General features: G+C 40.8%; 2 protein-coding genes. Both read left to right on the forward strand.

Features of this window, described 5'->3' with window-relative positions; all coding sequences use genetic code 11:
- The gene (locus tag H1P_RS07480; protein ID WP_144865672.1) at nt 1-14,142 is read left to right on the forward strand and encodes a non-ribosomal peptide synthetase; all 14,142 of its coding nucleotides are present in this window, start codon (nt 1-3) and stop codon (nt 14,140-14,142) included.
- Nucleotides 14,139-25,814 carry a non-ribosomal peptide synthetase gene (locus H1P_RS38145; protein ID WP_144865674.1) on the forward strand — a complete coding sequence of 3,892 codons (11,676 nt, stop codon included), beginning with the start codon at nt 14,139-14,141 and terminating at the stop codon, nt 25,812-25,814. The genes H1P_RS07480 and H1P_RS38145 overlap by 4 nt, the downstream gene beginning before the upstream one ends.
- The last annotated feature ends 4 nt before the right edge of the window (nt 25,815-25,818 follow it).

Genomic DNA, 25,818 nt, shown 5'->3' on the forward strand with positions numbered 1-25,818 from the left:
TTGGTAGATATTATCTCAATAACAACGTTTGTCGAACTACTACGCCATCGTGTTGATACTCAACCCTTAAAAACTGCTTACACCTTTCTCGCTGATGGAGAAATAGAGACAGCATCTCTAAACTATAACGAATTGGAGCGACAAGCAAGGGCGATCGCCACAGAACTACAAGCTTATTGTCATCCAGGAGATAGAGTACTTTTGCTCTACCCATCAGGGTTAGAGTTTATTGCTGCTTTTTTTGGTTGTTTGTATGCAGGAGTAGTAGCAGTTCCTTTGGGTGTTCCTCGTCGCCATCAAAATTTGAAGAGGTGGCAAGCGATCGCCCTTGATGCCCAGGCGAAAGTAGTATTAACAACCGAAGCAGTAAAAAACGATCTCGATCGCCTTTTAGCCAAGACAGAAGATTGGAATACCTTGCTTTGGTTAGCCAGCGATCGACTAGCAGAAGGGGATGGAAATGAATGGGTTTGCCCCGATTTAAACAGTGACAGTTTAGCTTTTTTGCAATACACCTCTGGTTCGACAGGAACGCCAAAGGGAGTAATGGTCACTCACAGTAACTTGCTGCACAACGAACGAACGATCGAGCAAGCTTTTGGACATAGCGAAAAAACTATTTTTGTTGGTTGGCTACCTCTATTTCACGACATGGGATTGATGGGTAATGTACTACAGCCGATGTATTTGGGGATTCACTCTATTTTAATGTCGCCGACAGCATTTCTTCAGAAGCCGATACGCTGGCTTGAGGCGATAACCCGATACAAAGCAACCACTAGTGGCGCACCAAATTTTGCTTATGACTTATGTGTTAAAAAAATAAAGCCCGAACAACTAGATAAGCTCGATCTAAGCAGTTGGGATGTGGCTTTTAATGGTGCTGAACCTATTCGGGCAGAAACTCTAGAAAACTTTACTAGCTATTTTAGTGGCTGCGGATTTCGCCCAGAAGCATTTTATCCCTGCTACGGCATGGCTGAAGCTACTTTGTTTATTTCGGGAAATAAGAAAACAGATATACCCCAGATTCGCCAGATTGAAAAGAAAGCTCTCAAGCATAATCAAGTAGTAAGCCCAACTAATAATAAGTTGCGTTCAAATATAGAACTTAGTCAAACTGAACAACGGTCAGAGATTACTTCGCCTTCTAACGACGGAGTAATCTCTTACTGGGGGACGGGGAGACAAAGAGACGGGGAGATAGAAAAAGAGGCGAAAGAGCCAAAAAACCTCACCTCGATCGATGTAACTCCGTACAAGAATAAAAATAGCTTACAGATTGTTAGTTGTGGACAAAGTTGGTTAGATCAGAAAATTGTGATTGCTAACCCAAATACTTTAAGCCAATGTGAAGATGGACAAGTAGGAGAAATTTGGGTATCAGGTAAGAGCATAGCTGCTGGTTATTGGAATCGCCCCTTAGACACAAAGTGCATATTTCAGGCTCGTTTAAATGATACAGAGTCAGGGACATTTTTAAGAACAGGGGATTTAGGATTTTGGCATCAGGGAGAGTTGTTCGTTACGGGTAGACTCAAAGATTTAATTATTATTCGAGGTCGTAACTATTATCCTCAAGATATTGAACTAACTGTAGAAAAGAGCCATCCCTCACTGAGAGAAAGTTGTAGTGCAGCTTTTTCTGTAGAAGTAGAGGGAGTTGAACGTCTGGTTATTACCCAAGAAGTAAAACGGACTTATCTGCGATCGCTTGACGTAAATGCGGTAACTACGGCTATTCGTCAGGCAGTATCGGAATACCATGAGTTAGATATTTATGCTGTTGCGCTGTTAAAAACTGGAAGTATTCCTAAGACTTCTAGTGGCAAAATTCAACGTTATGCTTGCCGAGATGGGTTTTTAAAGGATAGTTTATCTATCGTAGGTAAGACAGTATTAGAGAAGGTTGATGAGACGATTGAAGGTAACGAGAAGTTATCGAAAGTATCTATGTTACGCGATCGCATTGCCCAGATTATGGGTACTAATCCTTCTTTGCTCAATCCTCAACAACCTCTGACCAGTTTGGGGCTTAATTCGTTAAAAGCGATCGAGATTAAGAATTTGATTGAAGAAGAATTTAACCTTGATTTACCCATCGAGTCGTTTTGGGAAAATTTAAGTGTTACTAGTTTGGCTGCTTGGATTCAATCAGAGCAAGAATCTTTTTCCTCAACAGCAATTCAAACTTTACCTAAGTCTTCTTTAGAAAAATCTTCTCAAGCAAAAACATCTACAGCAAATATAAAATTCAGTCTGTTATATTTTTCCAGCAACGAAGCGGAATTTGCCGAAGATAAATATGAGCTTTTAATTGAAGGAGCAAAATGGGCCGATCGACATGGTTTTAGTGCGGTTTGGCTACCAGAACGTCATTTTCATGCTTTCGGCGGTCTGTATCCTAATCCTTCCGTACTCGGTGCAGCACTAGCGATGGTAACTGAGCGAATTCGGATTCGTGCTGGTAGTGTGGTCATGCCTCTACATAACCCCATCCGAGTTGCTGAGGAATGGTCTGTTGTTGATAACTTATCTAAAGGTAGAATCGACCTTGCTTTTGCCAGAGGTTGGAACCCAAATGACTTTGTAATTTCTCCATCCGCTTACCCAAACTCAAAAGAAGTTCTGTATTCAGGTATCGAAACCATCAAAAAACTTTGGCAAGGAGAAAGCCTTTCGTTAGCTAATGGTAAAGGAAAACCAACGGATGTTCGTATTTATCCTTTGCCTCATCAACAGCAGCTTTCGATTTGGCTTACTTGTAGCGGTGGAAAAGAAAGATTTATTGAAGCGGGGGCAATGGGGGTAAATATTCTTACTGCCCTTCTGTTTCAACCTATAGAGGAATTAGCTGAGAAAATAGCTCTTTATCGTCAGGCACGTTCTCAGCATGGTCACGATCCTAATACAGGTCATGTGACATTAATGATGCACACATTTGTCAGCGAAGATTTAGGAGTTGTACGCAAGAAAGTCCGCCAGCCGTTTATTGAATATCTAGAATCCTCAGTTAGTTTGTGGCGACAGGGAGCAAAAAGCTTAGATGATTTGAACGAGCAAGAGCGCGAACATTTATTAGCATATGCTTTTGAGCGTTACTTTCAGACAAGTGCCTTATTTGGTACTCCAGAATCCTGTCTGAGTATGGTCGATCGCCTTAAAGAGATTGGAGTTAATGAAATTGCTTGTCTGATTGACTTTGGTGTAGATTCAGATTCAGTACTGCCTGCTCTTTACTCGCTGAAAAGACTTAAACAAATTAGTAATAGAGTCGGAGAAAAACTAGAGATAACATCTAGTCAAGCGAACCTTAGAGTAAAAATAGCCCAACCTAAGACAATTGAACCAGATTCACAAACCAAGGGTTCGGCAAATAATTTATCGTTCTCTTCTCCAAAAGCTAGTCAACGGAAGTTATACGAAATTAAAACTGACCTTTCTCTAACCCCGATCTTGGGAAAAATTACTTCACGGAGTAATACTCCCTCTGTCTTGCCAAAAGAGACAAGTAAGAATTCAGTTTATCCTCTTTCCTACGGACAAAGAGCTTTATGGTTTTTATATCAACTAAATCCAGAGAGTGCGGCCTATAACACTGCTTTTACAGTTCTTATTACTTCTAATTTAGATGTGTCAGCATGGCGCAATGCCCTTCAAGCTTTATGCGATCGCCATACTATTTTACGTACTAGTTTCAGTCAAGAAGAAGGCGAACCATATCAGGAAGTTAGGGAAAGTGTTGCCATTCCTTTTGAGGAAATTAATGCTTTTGGTTGGACTGAAGAGGAGTTAAAAGAAGAGGTAACTAAAAACTATCAACGTCCTTTTAATCTCGAAGAGGGGCAAGTGTTATGGGCTAGTTTATTTACTCGTTCTCCAGAAGAACACGTTTTTCTATTAGCAATACATCATATCGTGCGGGATGGATGGTCGATGTTGCTCTTAATCAATGAGTTAAGGGAACTATATCTAGCAGAAAAAGCGGGACAAAAAGCGACTCTACCGACTCTGAAATATGATTATCAAGATTATGTGCAATGGCAAACTGAGATCTTGTTAGGTAAATATGGCGATCGCTATGTGGATTACTGGCATAATCAGTTAGCTGGTGAATTACCCGTTCTCGATTTACCTACAGACAAACCTCGTCTGCCTCAACAGACTAATAAGGGAGAGTCTTACACCTTCAAGCTAGAGAGCGAAATAACTGAGCAACTTAAAGAATTAGCACAGACTGAAAATGCTACTCTTTATATGACTCTTCTAGCAACTTTCCAGATTTTACTGCATCGCTACACAGGTCAAGAGGAAATTTTAATCGGTTCGCCAACAGCAGGCAGAAATGCTAAATTTGCCCAAACTGTGGGTTATTTTGTTAATTTAATGGTCTTGCGCTCACAATTTTCAGATAATCTGACATTTAAGACATTTTTGACTCAAACTCGTCAGACTTTGCTCAAAGCGATCGCTCATCAAGATTATCCCTATGCCTTATTGGTAGAAAAGTTACAGCAGGAGCAAGATAGTAGTTCTTCTTTGATTAGGGTAGTTTTTGCTCTTCAAGAACTGCAAAATGAGGTGACAGAATTATTTATCCCTCAAGAAGGAGAAATTCAGGTTGATTGGGATGGGCTAAAACTCGAACCCTTTGTAATTCCTCAAGAAGAAGGACAGTTCGATCTAACTTTAGAAATAATAGAAGGGCGAGAATCTTTATTCGGTGTCTTCAAATACAACAGCAATCTGTTTGAAGAGTCCACTATTGAGAGAATGGCAGAGCATTTTCAGAATTTACTACAGGGAATAGTCGCTAATCCCGATGCACAGATAGCTCAATTACCATTACTAACCGAAGCAAAGAGACATCAGTTATTAGTTGAGTGGAACTCTACCGAAGTTGAATATCCTCAAGATAAGTGTATTCATCAGTTGTTTGAATCACAGGTAGCCAAAACACCCGATGCGATCGCCCTAGTATTTGAAGACCAACAATTAACCTACCGCGAATTAAACGAGCGCGCTAATCAGCTAGCTCACTATCTGCAAAGTAAAGGTGTAGCCACAGAAGATAAGGTAGGTTTATGCGTCGAGCGAACGCCTTTACTGATAATTGGACTGCTAGGAATTCTGAAAGCGGGAGCAGCTTATGTTCCCCTCGATCCATCCTATCCGACTGAAAGGTTAGCTTTCATGCTTGATGATTCTGGGATAAAAATACTAATAACTCAACAAGAGTTAATCGCCAAACTGCCAGAAAATAAAGCACAGTCAATCTGTTTAGATAAAGATTGGGCAGCGATCTCCGAAGCAAGCCAGCATAATCCTACCCCAGTCGTACAAGCTGCAAACTTAGCTTATGTTATCTATACTTCTGGTTCGACAGGAAGACCAAAAGGAGTTTTAGTTCCCCACTCAGGACTAGTTAATTTAGTTAACTGGCATCAGCAAGCTTTTGACGTAACTGCATCAGATCGAGCCACTCAGTTAGCAGGAATGGCTTTTGATGCTGCGGGATGGGAAATATATCCTTATCTAACGGCAGGCGCAAGTATTTATTTAGTAGATTCTGAGACACTGCTGTCGCCAGTAGATTTACAAAATTGGTTAATACAGAAAGAAATTACCATTAGTTTTGTTTCCACCGCGATCTCTGAAAGACTATTATCTTTAGAATGGTCGCCTGGTATAGCTTTACGCATTATGCTAACTGGGGGCGACAAACTGCATTCTGCACCATCAGCTTCTATTCCTTTTATATTAGTCAATAATTACGGGCCAACCGAAAATACTGTCGTCACCACTTCAGGAGTTGTTGTTGCTAATGAAGACACAATACCAGCGATCGGTCGTCCCATTGCTAATACAAAGGTTTACATCCTCGATCGCTGTCTGCAACCATTACCTGTTGGAATACCTGGCGAAATGTATATAAGCGGTGCTGGTTTGGCACGGGGTTATTTGAATCGTCCTGAATTGAACGAGACGAAGTTTATATTCAATCCATTTGTAGGGGCAATTCGCGAATTGTCTCTACAGGAAACGCTTTTATATAATTCGCGACTATACAAAACAGGCGATCGCGCCCGTTATCTATCCGATGGCAGCATCGAATATCTGGGTAGAATCGATAATCAGGTGAAAATTCGAGGTTTTCGGATTGAACTTGGAGAAATTGAAACGGTACTGACTGGACATCCACAAATAAAAGAAACTGTGGTGATGGTGCGAGAAGATCGACCCAGTAGGAGCGATTCACTCTTCGCCCCTACATTAGTGGCATATATTGTTCCTAATCAAAAAGAATCTGTTTCTAATAACGAACTGCGCTCTTTCCTAAAACAAAAACTGCCAGAATATATGATTCCTTCAGTTTTTGTTTGGTTAAAGACAATTCCTCTAACACCCAATGGCAAAGTCGATCTCTCCGAGATCCGCAAAGCGGGGCGCCAAGCTTTACCATTGCCTAGCCGTAGCACTGATAATTTTGTGCCACCCCACACGCCGACACAAGAAGTTTTAGCAGCAATTTGGGCAGAAGTTTTAGGATTAGAACAAGTTGGCATCCATGACAACTTTTTTGCATTGGGGGGACATTCTCTACTAGCGACTCAGGTTATTTCGCGGATGCGATCGACTTTACAAGTAGAACTACCACTACAAAACTTGTTTACCTATCCCACCTTAGACGAACTGAGTCAACAAGTAGAAACTATTCGACAACAAGCATTAGGGATAGAATTTAAGGCGATCGCACCTATAGAAAGAAAAGAAAATCTGCCTTTATCCTTTGCTCAAACTCGACTGTGGTTTTTGTCCCAATTAGAAGGCACAACTGCTGTCTACAATATCCCAGGAGCTTTGCGCTTAAAAGGAACTCTCTCAGTAGAAGCTTTAAAACAAGCTTTAGCAGAAATTGTCCAAAGACATGAGGTATTGCGTACTCGCTTCGATGTGGTGCAAAATTCACCCGTACAAATTATTGAGTCAGATTTACCTTTTAGTCTGCCGATAGTAGATTTACAAGATTTATCTTCTCAAGAGCAATCTGTCGAAGTAAGACGATTAGTTAGAGAAGAAGCACAAACTCTTTTCGATTTGTCTAAAGCACCTTTGTTACGAGTAACCTTGCTGCGGTTAGCTGCTGACGAGCATATCTTGCTATTAACAATGCACCATATTATTGCTGATGGTTGGTCTTGGGGTGTATTGATGCGTGAATTGTCTGTGTTATATGGTGTAGTAGTAGGGGCGCGCAATTCTCCCCTACCTGCATTGCCGATTCAATATGCAGATTTTGCTGTTTGGCAGCGTCGCTGGTTAAGAGGGGAAATTTTAGACACCCAATTAAATTATTGGAAACAACAGCTTAAAAATGCACCCCCACTATTAGAATTGCCCACTGATTACCCACGTCCAGCAGTACAAACTTTTGTTGGTCGTAGCGAGTCCTTTATTCTAGATAAGAAGCTCACCTCATCACTTAAGAATTTCAGTCAACAAGCAGGAACAACACTATTTATGACCCTGCTATCGGCTTGGGCAATTTTATTATCTCGTTACAGCCGACAAGAGGAGCTTGTTATTGGTACAGCGATCGCCAATCGTAACCGCAAAGAACTCGAACCTTTAATTGGCTTTTTTGTTAATACTTTGGCTCTACGCCTCGATCTTCAAGATAATCCCAACTTTACCGACTTTTTAAAGCAAGTCCGACAGGTAACTTTAGATGCTTATACTCATCAGGACTTACCTTTCGAGCAGTTAGTAGAAGAACTACAACCAGAACGTAACCTTAGCACTACCCCTATATTTCAGGTTATGTTTGTTCTTGATAATGGGCTGCCTTTAGAACTGGAACTACCAGGACTAGAATGGTCGATTTTAGACCGAGAAAGTGTCACAGCAAAGTTTGATTTCACTCTGTCGATGAGGGAGACGGAAGCTGAATTAGAAGGGACTTGGGAATACAACAGCGATTTATTTGAGTCAGCGACAATCAAAAGAGCGATCGCCCATTTCCAAACTTTATTACAGACAATAGTTAACAATTTCGAGCAATCAGTAGCTCAATTACCTCTACTGACAAATGTTGAGAAACAGCAATTATTAATTGAATGGAATGATACCCAGGCAGATTATCCCCAAGATAAATGTCTGCATCAGTTGTTTGAATCACAGGTAAAACAAACTCCTAATGCTGTAGCAGTGGTGTGGCAAGAGCAAAAACTGACCTATGCCGAGTTAAACGCCCGTGCCAATCAACTAGCCCACTATTTACAAAAATTGGGCGTAAAACCAGAGGTACTAGTAGGCATTTGTGTAGAGCGATCGATCTTAATGGTAATAGGTTTGCTAGGAATTCTCAAAGCAGGTGGCGCATACGTACCATTAGACCCAGATTATCCTGCCGAACGTTTGGCTTTTATGCTCGATGATGCAGTAGTAAAAGTATTGTTGACTCAAGAGAAATTAAGCAACGCATTACCTCCTCATCAAGGAAAAACAGTCTATTTAGATCGAGATTGGTCAGCTATTTCCTCAGAAAGCCCAGAAAATCCACTGAGTGAAGTTAAACAGGAAAATTTAGCCTATGTCATCTATACTTCTGGTTCTACTGGCAAACCTAAAGGAGTTGCGATCGCTCATCGTAGTCCACTTACTCTGGTATTTTGGGCGCAAGAAGTATTTACAACCGAGCAACTGGCTGGTGTTTTGGCTTCGACTTCTATCTGTTTTGATCTTTCAGTATTTGAGTTATTTGTCACCCTTAGTTGGGGGGGAAAGGTAATTCTGTCAGAAAATGCCTTAGAATTACCTAACTTACCTGCTGCTGAAGAAGTTACCTTAATTAATACAGTTCCCAGTGCGATCGCCGAGTTAATTCGCACCGAAGGCATACCCAAAACAGTCCGAACTGTAAATTTAGCTGGCGAACCTCTTCCCTCTCAACTCGTACAGCAACTCTATCAGCAAGAAAACATAAAAGAAGTTTATAACCTTTATGGTCCATCTGAGGACACTACTTACTCTACGTTTACCTTGGTAGAGAAAACCGCGAATAATTCCCCTACTATTGGTAAAGCGATTGCCAATACCCAGACTTATATTCTCGATCGTCATCTGCAACCAGTTCCTGTAGGAGTACCTGGAGAATTACACCTTGGCGGTATGGGTTTAGCCAAAGGCTATTTAAATCAGCCAGAATTAACCGAGGCGAAATTTATTTCTAACCCGTTTGTAGGGGCATTTCGCGAAATGCCCCTACAGAAATCGCGGTTGTATAAAACAGGAGACTTAGCAAAATATTTACCCGATGGCAAGATTCAATATCTGGGTAGAATTGACAATCAGGTCAAAATTCGGGGTTTTCGGATTGAACTAGGGGAAATTGAAACTGTTTTAAACTATCATCCCCAGGTAAGACAGGCGGTAGTTATTGCCAGAGACGATAATTCTGGAGATAAACGCCTTGTGGCATATATTGTATCCGAAGAAAAACAACCTGTTTGTAGCGATCTGCGGGACTTTCTCAAACAAAAGTTGCCAGAATATATGATTCCCTCGGCTTTTGTCTTGTTAGAAGCAATTCCCCTTACTCCTAACGGAAAAATTAATCGCCGTGCTTTACCCGCCCCCAAGAATACGAATATTACTCAAGAATTTGTACCACCGCGCACTCCTACTCAAGAAGTATTAGCAGCAACTTGGGCAGAAATTCTCAAGTTACAACAAGTCGGTATTCACGATAACTTCTTTGCATTGGGGGGACATTCTCTGCTGGCGACGCAAGTTATTTCGCGAATCAGGGAAACCTTTGAGCTAGAAATACCCTTAAATTATTTGTTCGCTAATCCGACGATTGAAGAGTTAAGTCAACAAGTAGAAACCATTAGACAACAAGGATTAGGTCTAGAAGTTTCGACAATTGAATCTGTAGCGCGGACTTCGTACTTACCTCTATCATTTGCTCAACAGCGACTATGGTTTTTAGAACAATTGGAAGGGGATTCTGCTGCCTACAATATGTCGGGGGCTTTACAACTAAAGGGTTCTCTTAATTTAGCTGCCCTAAAACAAGCCTTACAAGAAATTGAGCAACGGCACGAAGTATTACGTACTTATTACCCGATGGTAGAAGGAAAACCCGTACAGGCGATCGCGCCTAATCCCTCTCTTAACCTGCAAGTAGTCGATTTGCAAGAGTTACCTATCCAAGAACAATCTGCCGAAGTCCAAAACTTGGCTAGTGTTGAAGCCCAAAACCCCTTTGACTTAAGTAAAGCACCTTTACTGAGAATTAAGTTACTGCGGTTGGCTGCTAACGATCATATATTGCTGTTGACGATGCACCATATTATATCTGATGGTTGGTCTTTGGGGATTTTGGTACGAGAGTTATCTATACTCTATCAAACCTTTATAGCTCTTCCCCAAGTCTCCAAGTCTCCAAGTCCCCAAGTCGCCCAATCCCTACCCCCATTACCTATCCAATACGCAGATTTTGCGGTATGGCAAAGAAAATGGTTAAGTAGCGAAATTTTAGACCGACAACTTAGTTACTGGCAGCAAAAACTCAAAAATGCACCGCCAATTTTAGAGTTATCTACTGACTATCCTCGCCTACCAATACAGAGTTTTCGGGGTCGTAACTTCTGGTTTACCTTAGACAAAGAATTAACCTCATCTCTTTTGGAATTGAGTCAGCGATCGCAAGTCACTTTATTTATGACTCTGCTATCAGCTTTTGCTATTCTCCTATCTCGTTACTCTCAACAAGAGGATTTAGTTATTGGTTCGCCCATCGCTAACCGTAACCGCCGAGAATTAGAATCATTGATTGGCTTTTTTGTCAATACCTTGGCTTTGCGCTTCGATTTAACAGATAATCCTAGTTTTCAAGACTTTTTGCAGCAAGTACGGCAAACAACTTTAGAAGCTTATACCCATCAAGACTTACCTTTTGAGCAACTAGTTGAAGAATTACAACCAGAGCGCACTTTAAGCCATACTCCATTGTTTCAGGTAATGTTCGCCCTGCAAAATGCACCTACCGAGGAATTAGAATTACCTGGTTTGAGCTTAATGCCGTTAAAAACAGAAACAGTAAGGGTTAGGTTCGATTTAGTTTTGTCAATGGTAGAAACAGAAGAAGGACTAGAAGGCTCTTGGGAATATAACAGCGATTTATTTGATGAGGCTACTATCAGCCGAATGGCAGAGCATTTCAAAACATTGCTAGCAGCGATCGCCGTTAATCCCGAACAGCAGATTTATAAGTTACCTCTGTTAACTAAATCAGAACAGCAATTATTACAGAAACCCCTACTTAAATACGAGGTAAAGCAATGCCTCCATCAATTATTTGAATTACAAGTAGAGCGATCGCCTGATGCAGTAGCAGTGGTGTATGACAATGAACAGCTTACTTATCAAGAGTTAAACGCCCGTGCTAATCAGTTAGCGCATTATTTACAAAGCTTGGGCGTAAAACCAGAAGTTTTAGTAGGTATCTGTGTAGAGCGATCGCTAGAGATGATAGTCGGCATATTAGGAATACTCAAGGCTGGCGGTGCTTATTTACCTTTAGATTCCACCAATCCTCAAGAGCGTTTGGCTTTAATGCTGTCAGATTCACAAGTTTCGCTGCTAGTGACTCAGGATAAGTTAAAAGAAAATTTGCCTCCCCATAAAGCAACGGTAGTTTGTTTAGATACAGACAAAAAAGATATTGCTCAACAGAGAAAAGACAATCCTGTTAGCGATGTTACCCCTGAAAACTTGGCTTATGTCATTTATACATCTGGCTCTACAGGCACACCAAAAGGAGTTTTAGTTAACCATGCTAATGTAATGCGTTTATTTGCAGCTACTCAATCTTGGTTTAACTTTAACGCAAGCGATGTGTGGACGATGTTCCATAATTGCGCCTTTGACTTTTCGGTTTGGGAACTTTGGGGTGCTTTACTTCATGGGGGACGTTTGGTAGTAGTTCCTTATTTAGTTACTCGTTCTCCCGAAGCCTTCTACAAATTGCTTTGTCAGGAACAAGTTACAGTTCTCAATCAAACACCTTCGGCTTTTCGACAACTAATCTGGGCAGAAAATATAGCTGAAACTACTCAGCAATTGAACTTGCGTTTAGTTATCTTCGGTGGAGAAGCATTAGAAATACAGACTTTGAAACCTTGGTTTGACAGACATGGCGATCGCACTCCGCAGTTAGTCAATATGTACGGAATTACCGAAACCACTGTCCATGTCACTTATCGTCCCCTAACCAAAGACGATCTTAATAATACAGGTAACGCGATCGGTGTTCCCATTCCCGATTTACAAGTTTGTATCCTCGATCGATATTTGCAGCCCCTACCTATTGGCGTACCTGGCGAAATGTATATTGCTGGTTCTGGTTTGGCACGGGGTTATTTGCATCGTCCAGAATTAACCGCCGAACGATTTATTGAAAAACCCAATGTGGGGGCAATTCACGAACAGGATTGCCGATTGTATAAAACAGGGGATAAGGCGCGTTATTTACCCGCCCTAAAGGATACCGCTTCCCTAAAGGACTCGCTCCGCGTCGCGCATAATGGCAGCATTGAATATTTGGGACGTTTGGACAATCAGGTAAAAATTCGGGGCTTCCGTATTGAACTGGGAGAAATAGAAACTGCGATCGCTCAACATCCTGGCGTAAGGGAAACTGTTGTAATTCCTAGAGAAGATGAACCCGATAACAAGCGTTTGGTAGCTTATATTGTTCCCGACGAGAAGCAAGCTGCACCAGTCTTACAATTAATTCGCTTTCAAGAACAAGGCAGACTAACAGATAAATCATTATACGAGTTGCCCAATGGAATGGCGATCGCTCATCTGAATAAAAACGAAACTGATTTTGTTTACCAAGAAATCTTTGAGCAACTATCTTATTTAAGACACGGCATCACTATTAATGATGGGGACTGTATTTTTGATGTCGGGGCAAATATTGGTTTATTTACTCTTTTTGCTGCTAAAATTTGCTCTGACGTTCGGGTTTATGCTTTTGAACCTATTCCCCCTGTATTTGAACTATTACGCCTTAATACTGACTTATATGGCTTAAACGTGAAACTGTTTGATGTTGGTCTTTCGGCTGAATCTACAGAAGCTAAATTTACCTATTATCCTCACGTTTCCGTTATTTCTGGTCGCTTTGCTGATGCGTCAGAAGAACAAGAAGTAGTTAAGTCTTTTTTACTCAATCAAGACACAAGCGACGAAACAGCATTGTCTCCCACAGCGATTGAGCAATTATTAGCAGAGCGTTTACAGAGTCAACAATTTACCTGTAAGTTGAAAACTCTTTCCGAGATAATCGAAGAAAACGGTATTGAACAGATTGATTTACTCAAAATTGATGTCGAAAAAAGCGAATTAGAAGTATTAAACGGCATAAAAGAGGAACATTGGCAAAAAATCAAACAAATAGTAGTTGAAGTTCACGATCGCGATGGTAGATTAGCTGAAATTACTCAGATGCTCGCAAGACATCAATACGAATTTACGATTGCTCAAGAAAATGAACTGAGAGAAACCGAACTCTACAATATATATGCTAGACGAGAATCCATAGGGCTTTCTCGGAAAACAGATAAGGTTGTATCTACTAAGAAACCGAGTTGGAACAGTAAAAATACCTTAATTAGAGATATTCGCGATCGCCTTAAAGAAAAACTGCCAGAGTATATGATACCTTCGGCTTTTTCTGGGCTGTCTAATCTACCCTTAACCGCTAACGGCAAAGTAGATTACCAAGCTTTACCTCGTCCTGAAACAGACAAGATTCAACACCCCAGAGTCTCTCCCCGCACTCCCACTGAAGAAACTATGGCTGAAATTTGGAGCGAAGTTTTAGGCATAGAGCAAGTCAGCATCTATGATAATTTCTTCGATTTGGGGGGACATTCTTTGCTAGCTACGCAAGTAACTACAAGACTGCGCGATCGCTTGGGCGTAGAATTACCCCTGCAATATCTGTTTGCCAAACATACTCTAGCTAGCTTGGCTCAAACCATTGAGGAAATGCATTCGGCACTAGAACAATTACAATCTGCTCCTGCTGAGGAGTTAGACAATCGAGAGGAATTTGAAATATGAAATCGATTTACGAATTTTTAGCTGACCTTGCAAGTTGCGATATTAAACTATGGGTAGAAGGCGATCGTTTGCGCTGTAATGCTCCTAAAGATGTCCTAACACCAGAAATGCGTTCTCAACTTGCCGAACGTAAAATAGAAATCCTCTCGTTTTTACAACATCGTAAGGGCGAACAATCAAAGGGTAAGGGCAATTCGCGAATTGTCACTGTTTCTCGAGCGCAAAATCTACCCCTCTCTTTTGCTCAACAGAGATTGTGGTTTTTGTCACAACTCGAAGGAACAACTGCTGTATATAACATTCCAGCAGCCTTACATTTAACTGGTGTTCTTAACATTACTGGTTTAAAACAAGCTCTACAAGAAATTGTCAGACGGCATGAAGTGTTGCGTACTAATTTCACTACAGTAGAAAATTCTCCCGTACAAATAATTCATTCTAAGCCTGATTTTGATTGGTTGGTAGTTGATTTAGAGAATTGCGATCTCGCTTTTGGCGAGGCGCTGCGCGATCGAGAAAGTACTGAAGTACAAACAGAGATCGAGCGAGAAGTACAAGCTCCTTTTGATTTAGCCAAAGACTCTTTACTGCGATTTAAATTATTACGATTGGCGGAAAAAGAACATATCTTACTGCTAACCATGCATCATATTATCTCTGATGGTTGGTCATTAGGTATTTTGGTACGTGAATTATCTGTACTTTACAGGGCGTTTAATACCGTAGGGGCAATTCGTGAATTACCCCTACAACCATTACCAATACAATACGCTGATTTTGCCGTGTGGCAACGTCAATATTTGGAAAGGGAAGTAAGGGCGAACGGCTGTTCGCCTCTACTGGATTACTGGAAACAACAATTAGCAGGAATTCCCACCCAATTGAAATTACCGACTGACTATCCTCGTCCATCTATACAGACATTTCGGGGTGGTAGCTGTAATTTTGCCCTATCACAAAAACTAACTGAAAAGCTTAAAACCTTAAGCAAGCTGTCAGAAGCATCTCTATTTATGATTCTTCTGGCAGCTTTAGGGATTTTACTATCGCGCTATAGCCGACAGAAAGACTTAGTAATTGGTACACCGATCGCGAATCGAAATAGACAAGAAATTGAATCTTTAATTGGTTTTTTTGCGAATACTTTAGCTTTACGCCTTAATTTAGCTAAAAATCCTGACTTTAGAGATTTTTTAGGGCAAGTACGGCAAGTAACTTTAGATGCTTATGCACATCAAGACTTACCCTTTGATCGCCTAGTAGAAGAATTACAGCCAGAACGTTCTTCAAGCCATTCTCCCTTGTTTCAGGTGATGTTCGCTCTACAAAATGCACCATTAGGCAAACTCAGTTTACCAGGGTTAACCCTCAAACCGATAGAAATTAAAAGTGTTACCGCTAAATTCGATCTAACTTTGTCCCTACAAGAGACGGAATCAGGATTAGAGGGAATCTGGGAATACAACAGCGATTTATTTGCTGCTAATACCATTATGCAAATGATGGATAATTATCAAACTTTGTTAGAGGGAATTGTTACCAACCTCGACAAACCAGTAGATAATCTTCCTTTACTAAGTGAAGCAGCGCGACAAAAAATATTAGTTGAGGGGAATGCTTCAGAAATAAAAGCAAAATTATTACAGCATTCCTCTGTAAGAGATTGCCACATACTGCTGCGTCAGTCCGATCCAATTCCCCAATTAGTAGCATATGTTGTCACTTCAGGGCAATTATCCTCAGAACAGCTACAGTTACATTTACGCTCTCTTATTCCTGCATATACCCTACCTAGTGCCTATATACCTCTGTCAGCTTTACCTCTTACATTTCAGGGATGGGTAAACGTAAAAGCCTTAAAAAGTTTGCCAGTAATCGACTCAAACTTAGTACAGCAATGGGAAGAACAATTGCACTCATTGCCTGAAATCGATCGCGTCGCAGTAGTAGTACAACAGCAGACAGAGATTATCCCACCCATACATCTTAGTGACTTACTTTTACGGACAGAAAAAATTACCGCTACGGAAGAAAAGAACAAGCTTGAAAGCTCACTTCCAGAAGCGCACCAGCAGCAATCAGCGACCAAAAACCTAGCTGTAGTCCATGGAGAATCGTTAAAACAAGAAGCCGATGCGCCACTTACTCTAGCAGAAACTTTACAAAGGGCAGCGAATCAGAATTCAACCACAGGAATTGTTTATATCCGCTGCGATGGTTCGGAATTTGTTCAATCCTATGAAAACTTACTAGAAGAAGCCCAAAAAATTCTAGCTGGCTTGAGAAAACTAGGTTTAAAACCTCAAGATAAAGTAATTTTTCAATTAGAGAGAATACAGGATTTCATTCCCGCTTTCTGGGGCTGTATTTTAGGTGGTTTTGTGCCAGTACCGATCTCAATTCCTCCTACTTATGAGCAAGTTAACAGTGCTGTAAGCAAACTTCAGAATGCTTGGCAAATGTTAGACAAACCACTTATTTTAGCTGGGGCGAATTCTGCTGCTAAGGTTAGTCATCTGTCAGAACTTTTGCAGTTAGATAACTTTAAAGTAAAAGCGATCGGTGATTTACGAACCAACCAACCCGATACAAATTGGCATCTTAGCCAGCCAGACGATTTAGCAATTTTACTGTTAACTTCTGGTAGTACAGGAATGCCTAAAGCTGTAATGCAGAGCCATCGTAGTATTTTAACCCGCTCTGCTGCTACGGCGAGGATGAATAATTTTACCAGTAGCGATGTTTCCTTAAATTGGTTTCCCTTAGATCATGTTGGTGGTTTAGTAATGTTCCATCTTCGGGATGTTTATCTCGGTTGTCAACAGATTCAGGTACATACTGAGTTGGTTTTACAGCAACCTCTTAAATGGTTAGATTTAATCGAGCATTATCAAGCTACCATTACCTGGGCTCCCAACTTTGCTTATGGTGCGGTTGTTGCTCATGCTCCAGATTTGAGCGAAAAAGAATGGGATTTATCTTCAATGCGCTTCATCCTCAACGGTGGTGAAGCTATTGTGGCTAAAAGTGCTAGAAAGTTTTTAGAGTTTTTAGCACCTTATAATTTATCCCCCACTGCTATGTACCCCGCCTGGGGAATGTCTGAAACTTGTTCTGGTGTTATTTATTCTCATGATTTTTCCTTAGACTCAACTACAGATGAGATTCAGAATTTAGAAGTAGGAATGCCTATTCCTGGGTTTTCGGTAAGAATTACGGATACTCAAAACCAGATAGTAGCAGAATCAATAATCGGTAGAGTTCAAGTCAAAGGATTAAGCGTTACCTCTGGTTACTATCAAAACCCAGAACTTAACCAAGAAGCTTTTACTGATGATGGTTGGTTTAATACTGGCGATCTCGGTTTTCTGTATCGAGGACGTTTGACTATTACTGGTCGCGCCAAAGATGTCATTATTATTAATGGGATTAATTACTACGCCCATGAAATCGAATCGGTAGTTGAAGAAATTGAAGGGGTAGAAGTTTCTTACACTGCTGCGATCGCTCTAAGAGAGGCAATTAGTGATACGGATAAATTAGTTATCTTTTTTAATTCTTCTGTAGACGATGAAATCAAACTAGGGCAGCTAATTAAAACAATTCGTACTGAAGTAGTCCAGAACATTGGCATTAATCCAGACTATTTATTACCACTAGCCAAAGAATCTATTCCCAAAACTTCGATTGGTAAAATTCAGCGATCGCGCCTTAGCCAACAGTTTTTAGCTGGTGAATTTGATGCCCTAATTAAACGACTCGATTTACTTTTAGAGAATAATAAGACACTTCCTGACTGGTTTTATCATCAAGTTTGGCAGCCAAAAGAAATCTTGTATCACCATGGGATGGTAGAGGTTGACTTAGGTTCGGGGGGACGCGGTGACGCGGAGAATACTTTTTATTCAAATCCTACCTTAGTGTTCCTTGACTCGTTGGGACTAGGAATATCTATCTGTCAAGAATTCAAGAAATTTAACCAGCCATATATTCAGGTAGAAGCAGGTACAGAATTTGTCCAAGTTAATAATACTCGCTACCAAATTAATCCTAACGAACCAAAACACTATCAGTATCTATTCGAGTCTTTAGCCAGTGATGATTTTAACGTTGCTCAGATATTGCACCTATGGACTTACGATCGCGCAGTGCCAGCTTACGCTGATCGCGCAGTGCCAGCAGAAGCCGATGGAGAAGTTGAGCCAGTAGATATAGATAGTATTGAGGCTCTCGAAAAAGCACAAGTTATAGGAATTTACAGTTTACTATATTTAGTTCAGGCTCTATCTCAGGTACAAGATTCTCAAAAATCAATTCGCTTACAAGTCGTTTCTAGCTATACACAGTTTGTAAATTCAGCCGACAAAATTGCCTACCAAAAAGCACCCATTTTAGGATTTATTAAAACCATTCCACAAGAAATGCCTTGGTTACACTGTCGCCATATCGATTTGCAAAGCGATCTCGAAGAGATCCGCTTCGCGGTGCGCGCAGTGCCAGCAGAAGCCGATCGCCCTGAAGTTAATACAGCTTTAGTGTTAAATGAATTACGAGAATTATCAGCAGATTCGGAAGTTGTTTATCGTAACGGACAGCGTTTAGTTTCTCGTTTAGCCAAAGCAGAATTATCTACTCAAGAAAAGCAATCAATTCCTTTCAAAAAAGGAGGAATGTATCTGATTACAGGAGGATTGGGCGGTGTTGGTTTAGAAATTGCTAAATATCTGCTTAAAACTTATCAGGCTCGTCTTTTATTGGTAGGGAGAACTTCTTTAGCCGAACAGTCAGATATTAATCGTGAAAAACTTCAAAGCTATCAAGAATTAGAAAAGCTTGGAGGTGAGATTAATTACCAAGCCGTTAATATTTGCGATCGCGCTGCTTTACAACAGATAATTAACCAGGCAGAAACTAATTGGGGAAGCCAGTTAGAGGGAATTATTCATTTAGCAGGAGTTTTCCAAGAGCGTTTATTAAGCGAAGAAACTCCAGAAAGTATGGCAGCAGTACTTCGTCCTAAAGTAATTGGTACTTGGGTACTGCATCAACTATTAGATAATGACGGTATTTTTATTAACTTCTCTTCGGTAAATGGCTTCTTCGGCGGTACGGGTGTCGGTGCTTATGCTGCTGCTAATAGTTTTATTGATAACTTTGCCCAATATCAAAAGCATCAAACATCTTTACGAAGCTATTGTTTTGCTTGGAGTATGTGGGATGAGATGGGAATGAGTCGGGGTTATCAGTATAAAGATTTAACCAGAGAACGCGGTTTCTTTATTCTAAATCCTACCCAGGGGATAAATTCTTTCCTCGCAGGATTACACCACAACCAAGCACAGCTTTTAATCGGTTTAGATGGCGGTAATTTAAACTTGCGAGGAAAGATACAAAGTAAATCTTATGGACTTCAGAAGTTAACGGCTTATTTTACTGCTAATAATATTTCAGAAGTAAATGGTCAGCAACAAATAACAGTAAGAGATCGCTTTGGCACAAAAACTAATTGCGATCTGATTAAGCTGGATGCAATGCCGTTAACCGAGACAGGAGAAATTGATCGCGACTTACTTGGTTCAAATAAAATTAAGATCAAAAGCGATCGCTTTCAACCACAAACAGAAGTTGAACGAAAAATTGCTAATATCTGGCAGGAAGTACTAAACATTCCCCAGGTTAGTATTCAAGATAACTTCTTTGAGTTAGGAGGACATTCGTTATTAGCAACACAAGTTATCTCGCGAATTAGAGAAGCTTTTACGATAGAACTCCCTTTAAGTCGCCTGTTTGCCTCGCCTACTGTAGAAGGGTTAAGTCAACAAGTAGAAACTGCCCTTCAAGCAGACTTAGGGCTAAAAGTTGGTAGTATTCAACCTGTTAGTAGAGATCAAAATTTACCCTTATCCTTTGCCCAACAGCGACTATGGTTTTTAGAGCAACTAGAAGGGGCAAATGCTGCCTACAATGTGCCAGCAGCCTTACGAATCAAAGGTTCGCTCAATATTACTGCTCTAGAAAAAGCTTTCCAAGAAATCGTCAGACGGCATGAAGTGCTGCGTACCCATTTCCCCATGGTAGAGGGAAAACCAGTTCAGGCGATCGACTCTGATTTTGAACTGTCTTTTACTGTAGTAGATTTGCAACAATTATCAGATCGAGAAAAGTCAAATTCTGTTCAAAGTCTTGCTACAGAGTCCGCACAAACCCCCTTCGACTTAGAAAAAGATTCTCTGCTACGAGTAAAACTATTACGGTTATCTGAGTCAGAACATATTTTACTGCTGACGATGCACCATATTGTTGCTGATGGCTGGTCTTTGGATATCCTCGTTAAAGAATTATCTGTGTTATACGCCGTAGGGGCGTGTCTTGGTCAGCATTCCCTTGCGCGACGCGGAGCGAGTCCTTTAGGGTCTTACGCCGTCCTAAAGGATACACCTTCGGATAACGAGGGGTCTGACCGCTTTCGCGAAACGCCCTTACCATCTGACCGTTCGCCCCTACCAGAATTACCCATCCAATACGCTGACTTTGCCGTGTGGCAGCGTCAATATCTGCAAGGAGAGATCAAAAATACCCAATTCAATTACTGGAAACAACAACTGCAAGGAATACCACCCCTATTAGAGTTGCCAACGGATCGCCCACGCCCACCCGTACAGACTCTTCGTGGTAACAGTATTGGGTTTAGTTTAAATCAAAAACTAACCGAAAAACTTCTGGCAATAAGTCAACAGTCAGAAGCAACTCTATTTATGACATTACTATCGGCTTTTGGGATTTTACTATCTCGCTATAGCCGACAAGAAGATATTGTTATTGGTACAGCGATCGCTAACCGCAATCGCAAGGAAATAGAGCCTTTAATTGGCTTTTTTACGAATACTTTGGCATTACGTTTGGATTTGCAAGATAATCCTAGCTTTAAAGAGTTACTTAAGCAAGTACGTCAGGTGACTTTAGAGGCTTATGCTCATCAAGACTTACCTTTTGAACAACTAATCGAGGAGCTACAGCCAGAACGTAACCTCAGCCATTCTCCTTTGTTTCAAGTATCTTTTGCCTTACAGAATACACCATTAGGAGAACTAAAACTGTCGGGACTAAGTTGGAGTTCTATAGAAGTCAAAAATACTACCGCTAAGTTCGATCTTAGCCTAGCGATGAGGGAAACAGAATCAGGAATAGAGGGAGTTTGGGAATATAACTGCGATCTGTTTGAGACGAGTACTATTGAGCGGATGATGGGTCATTTTCAAGTTCTTTTAGAAGCAATAGTAACTAATCCTGACGAGTCTGTAACCAACTTGCCCTTAATTACCCAAAAAGAAGGACAACAGTTATTGGAGTGGAACGCAACTGAAGCAGATTATCCTCAAGATCGGTGTATCCATCAATTATTTGAGTCTCAGGTAGCCAAAACCCCCGATGCTGTAGCAGTGGTATTTGAAAAGCAGCATCTAACTTATCGCGAGTTAAACCAAAAAGCAAATCAACTAGCGCATTACTTGCAAAAGTTGGGAGTCAAACCAGAAGTGTTGGTGGGTTTGTGTGTAGAGCGTTCTGTAGAGATGTTGGTGGGACTGTTGGGGATACTTAAGGCAGGTGGTGCTTATGTACCTCTTGACCCCAATTATCCAGCAGAACGGTTGAGTTATATGTTGGTGGATTCGGGTGTGGAGGTATTATTGACTCAAAAGTCTTTGCTCGAATCTTTGCCGAAACACCAGGCGCAGGTTGTTTGTTTAGATCGTACAGATTGGGGTGCGATCGCGATCGAGAGTGGGGATAATCTTAATAGTAGAGTCAAGTCTGAGGATTTGGCTTATGTGATTTATACTTCTGGGTCTACTGGTCAGCCTAAGGGAGTTTTAGTGACTCATAAAGGATTACCTAACCTAGTCATAGCACAAAGGAATCTATTTAATGTTCAATCTCAAAGTCGAGTCTTACAGTTTGCTTCCTTTAGTTTCGATGCTTCAGTTTCAGAAATTTTTATAGCTCTGACTTCGGGAGCTACACTTGTCTTAGCAACAGCAGAGTCATTGATGCCTGGAGCAGATTTAAGACAAACACTGACTCAGTTTGAAATCACTCATGTAACGCTTCCTCCGTCAGCTTTGAGTGTCTTACCATCAGATAAATTCCCAGCCCTAAGTCAAATTATTGTAGCTGGAGAAACCTGTTCTACTGAGCTAGTAAAGCAGTGGAGTAATGGTCGTTGTTTCTTTAATGCTTATGGCCCCACTGAGTCTACAGTTTGTGCCACAGTAGCTAAAATTAGCGACAGCAATACAAAGCCAACTATAGGTCGTCCTATAACCAACACCCAAATCTACATATTAGATAGCAATGGTCAACCTGCACCTATAGGAGTACCAGGAGAACTACATATTGGAAGTGTTGGTTTAGCGAGAGGCTACCTCAACCGACCAGAATTAACGAAAGAGAAATTTATCCCTAACCCCTTTGTAGAAGGCAGAAGTTTTGCTGAATATCCCAATCCCCAATCCCTAATATACAAAACAGGGGATTTAGCGAGATATCTACCCAATGGAAATATTGAGTTTCTTGGTCGTCTTGATAACCAGGTGAAGATAAGGGGTTTCCGCATAGAATTGGGAGAAATAGAATCAGTTCTGAGTACTCATCCTCAAATACAGCAAGTTAAAGTCATCGAACGGGAAGATACTCTAGGGAACAAAAGGCTGGTAGCATATTTAGTTCCTCTTGAGGCAAAAGAAACAGATTTTCAGCCCCAAACAGGAGTTGAACTTTGGCCATCAGTAGCAGAATTCTACGTTTACGATGAACTTTTGTACTATGCGATGACCAATGACCATCGCCGAAACCAGAGTTACCAAGTTGCAATTAATCAATTGGTCAAAGATAAAATAGTTGTAGAAATTGGCACAGGAAAGGATGCAATTCTAGCCAAATTTTGTGCAGAAGCGGGTGCCAAAAAAGTCTACGCAATTGAGAGAGACGAGCAAACCAGTAAATTAGCTTCAGCTCGGGTACAAGAGTTAGGGTTATCAGAACAGATTAAAATCATACATGGAGACGCTACTACAGTAAACTTACCAGAAGAAGCTGATGTATGTGTTTCTGAAATTGTGGGAGCAATTGGTGGATGTGAAGGAGCAGCAGTAATTATCAACAATGCTAGAAGGTTTCTCAAACCAGATGGTGTAATGATTCCTGAAAGAAGTGTCACTCAAATTATTGCAGTAACTCTTCCTGATGAATTACTAAATAAACCCCAATTTACAAAAGGTTCAGGTTATTATACCCAAAAGATATTTGAACAAGTTGGATATCCTTTTGATTTACGAGTGTGTATTAAAGGATTAGATCGAGCAAATTGGTTGTCGGATCGAGGCGTTTTTGAGGATTTAGACTTTACCCAACCTGTTAGCACGGAATTTACTCATTCAATTAGATTAACGATCGCTAAATCAGGAAGATTAGATGGTTTTTTAGTTGGGTTAAATTTGCACACAATTGAGGGAGAGTGTATCGATATTCTAGAACACGAGCATTCTTGGTTGCCTGTTTATTTTCCAGTGTTCGAGCCAGGAATTGATGTGAATGAAGGAGATGTCATTGAGGCTGTCTGTACCAGAACACTTTGTGAAAATAATCTGAATCCAGATTATGCCCTTCGAGGTCGTCTACTCAAGAAAAATGGAGAATATATTGAGTTTGAATACATCTCATATCACTGGAAACAGTTGTTTAAGCAAACTCCTTTTTATCAAAGATTATTTGCTGACAATAATCTAGAAGATTACGCCATTAATGGTTTACAGCCTCAACCAGAGGTATCGAGTAACACTGAGTTACGCTCCTACCTACAGTCCAAATTGCCAGACTACATGATTCCTTCTAACTTTGTTACGTTAGATGCTTTGCCTCTAACTCCAAATGGTAAGATCGATCGCCGAGCTTTAGCTACATTAGATATATCCCAGAGAGAAGCCGAAGCTAATTTTGTCCCACCCCACACCACTACAGAAGAAACTCTAAGTAAAATCTGGGCTGAGGTTTTAGGAATAGAACAAGTAGGAATTGAAAATAACTTCTTTGAGTTGGGTGGAGATTCAATTCTCAGCATTCAAATCGTTTCTAAAGCTAACCAGGCGGGTTTACAGCTTACACCTAAGCAAATGTTTCAGCACCAAACGATCGCGGAATTGGCTTCTGTAGTAGGTACAACTAAATCTATCTCTGGCAAACAAGATTTAGTCACGGGTTCAGTACCCCTAACTCCGATCCAGCACTGGTTTTTTGAGCAGGATTTGCCCGAACCGCAGCACTTTAACCAAGCTGTTTTATTAGAAGTTGAACCCGATCTCAAGCCAGATTTATTACAAAGCGCGATCGCGAATTTACTTCAACATCATGATGCTTTACGTTTACAGTTCACCTTTACTGGGGAAGATTGGACACAAATTAATGCTGCACCCGATGCGGAAGTGCCTTTGCAAATTGAGGATTTGTCTAATCTATCCGATGAAGAACAACGGGCGAACATGGTAGAGACCTTCCATGGAACGTCTCTACGGAATCTGGATTCTGGTTTAATTCAAATCATCCTATTTAATCTTGGCAATAATAAACCAGGACGTTTATTTATCGTTATCCATCATCTAGCTGTTGATGGGGTTTCTTGGCGGATTTTGTTAGAAGATATTGCTACAGCTTACCAACAACTCAATCGCGGTGAAACAATTCAATTACCACCTAAAACTACTTCTTTTCAAGAATGGGCAATACGACTACAAGCATACAGGCGATCGCCAAAACTAGCATCCGAATTAGATTACTGGCTCACTCAATCTGGCAATAATACAGCCTTACCAGTTGATTATCCAGAAGGGAAAGAAGATAACACTGTAGCTAGTAGTAAGGATATTACTGTTTCTCTGAGTGAAGCAGAAACTCGCGCCCTGTTGCAAGAAGTGCCATCAGCCTATAACACCCAAATTAACGATGTGCTATTGACTGCTTTGCTACAAAGTTTTAGCCAATGGACTGGAGAAAATTCTTTGCTGGTAGACTTGGAGGGACACGGAAGAGAAGAAATAGAAGAAAATATCGATTTGTCTCGTACAGTTGGCTGGTTTACGAGCATTTACCCCCTACGGTTGCAACAAGAAGGAAAATCTCCTAAAGGAGAAGTACTCAAATCAGTCAAAGAACAATTGCGTCGTGTACCCAAACTGGGTATTGGCTATGGTATTCTGCGTTATTTAGGCGATCGACCAACGCAAGCTAGTCTGGAAACCTTACCTTCTGCGGAAGTGAGTTTTAACTATCTCGGACAATTCGAGCAGATACTCAACTCTCCTCCTATATTAGGTGTGGCACAAGAGCCAATTGGTCAACAACGTAGCAGTCTACAAAAACGCCAACATTTACTAGAAATTAATAGTATTATTTCTGACCGAAAGTTGCAAATTACTTGGACTTATAGCGAGAAAGTACATCGAAAAGCAACTGTAGAGAATTTAGCAGGTAGTTTTATCGAAGCATTACAAGCACTCATCGCTCATTGTCAGTCACAGACAGCAAAAGGATATACGCCTTCAGACTTTGCTGCTGCCAAACTGAACCAAAAACAACTCGATAAGTTTATGAACAAACTTAAAAAAAATAATAAAAAGTAATCTT

It is taken from the genome of Hyella patelloides LEGE 07179 (assembly GCF_900659865.1).
GTDB lineage: Bacteria > Cyanobacteriota > Cyanobacteriia > Cyanobacteriales > Xenococcaceae > Hyella > Hyella patelloides.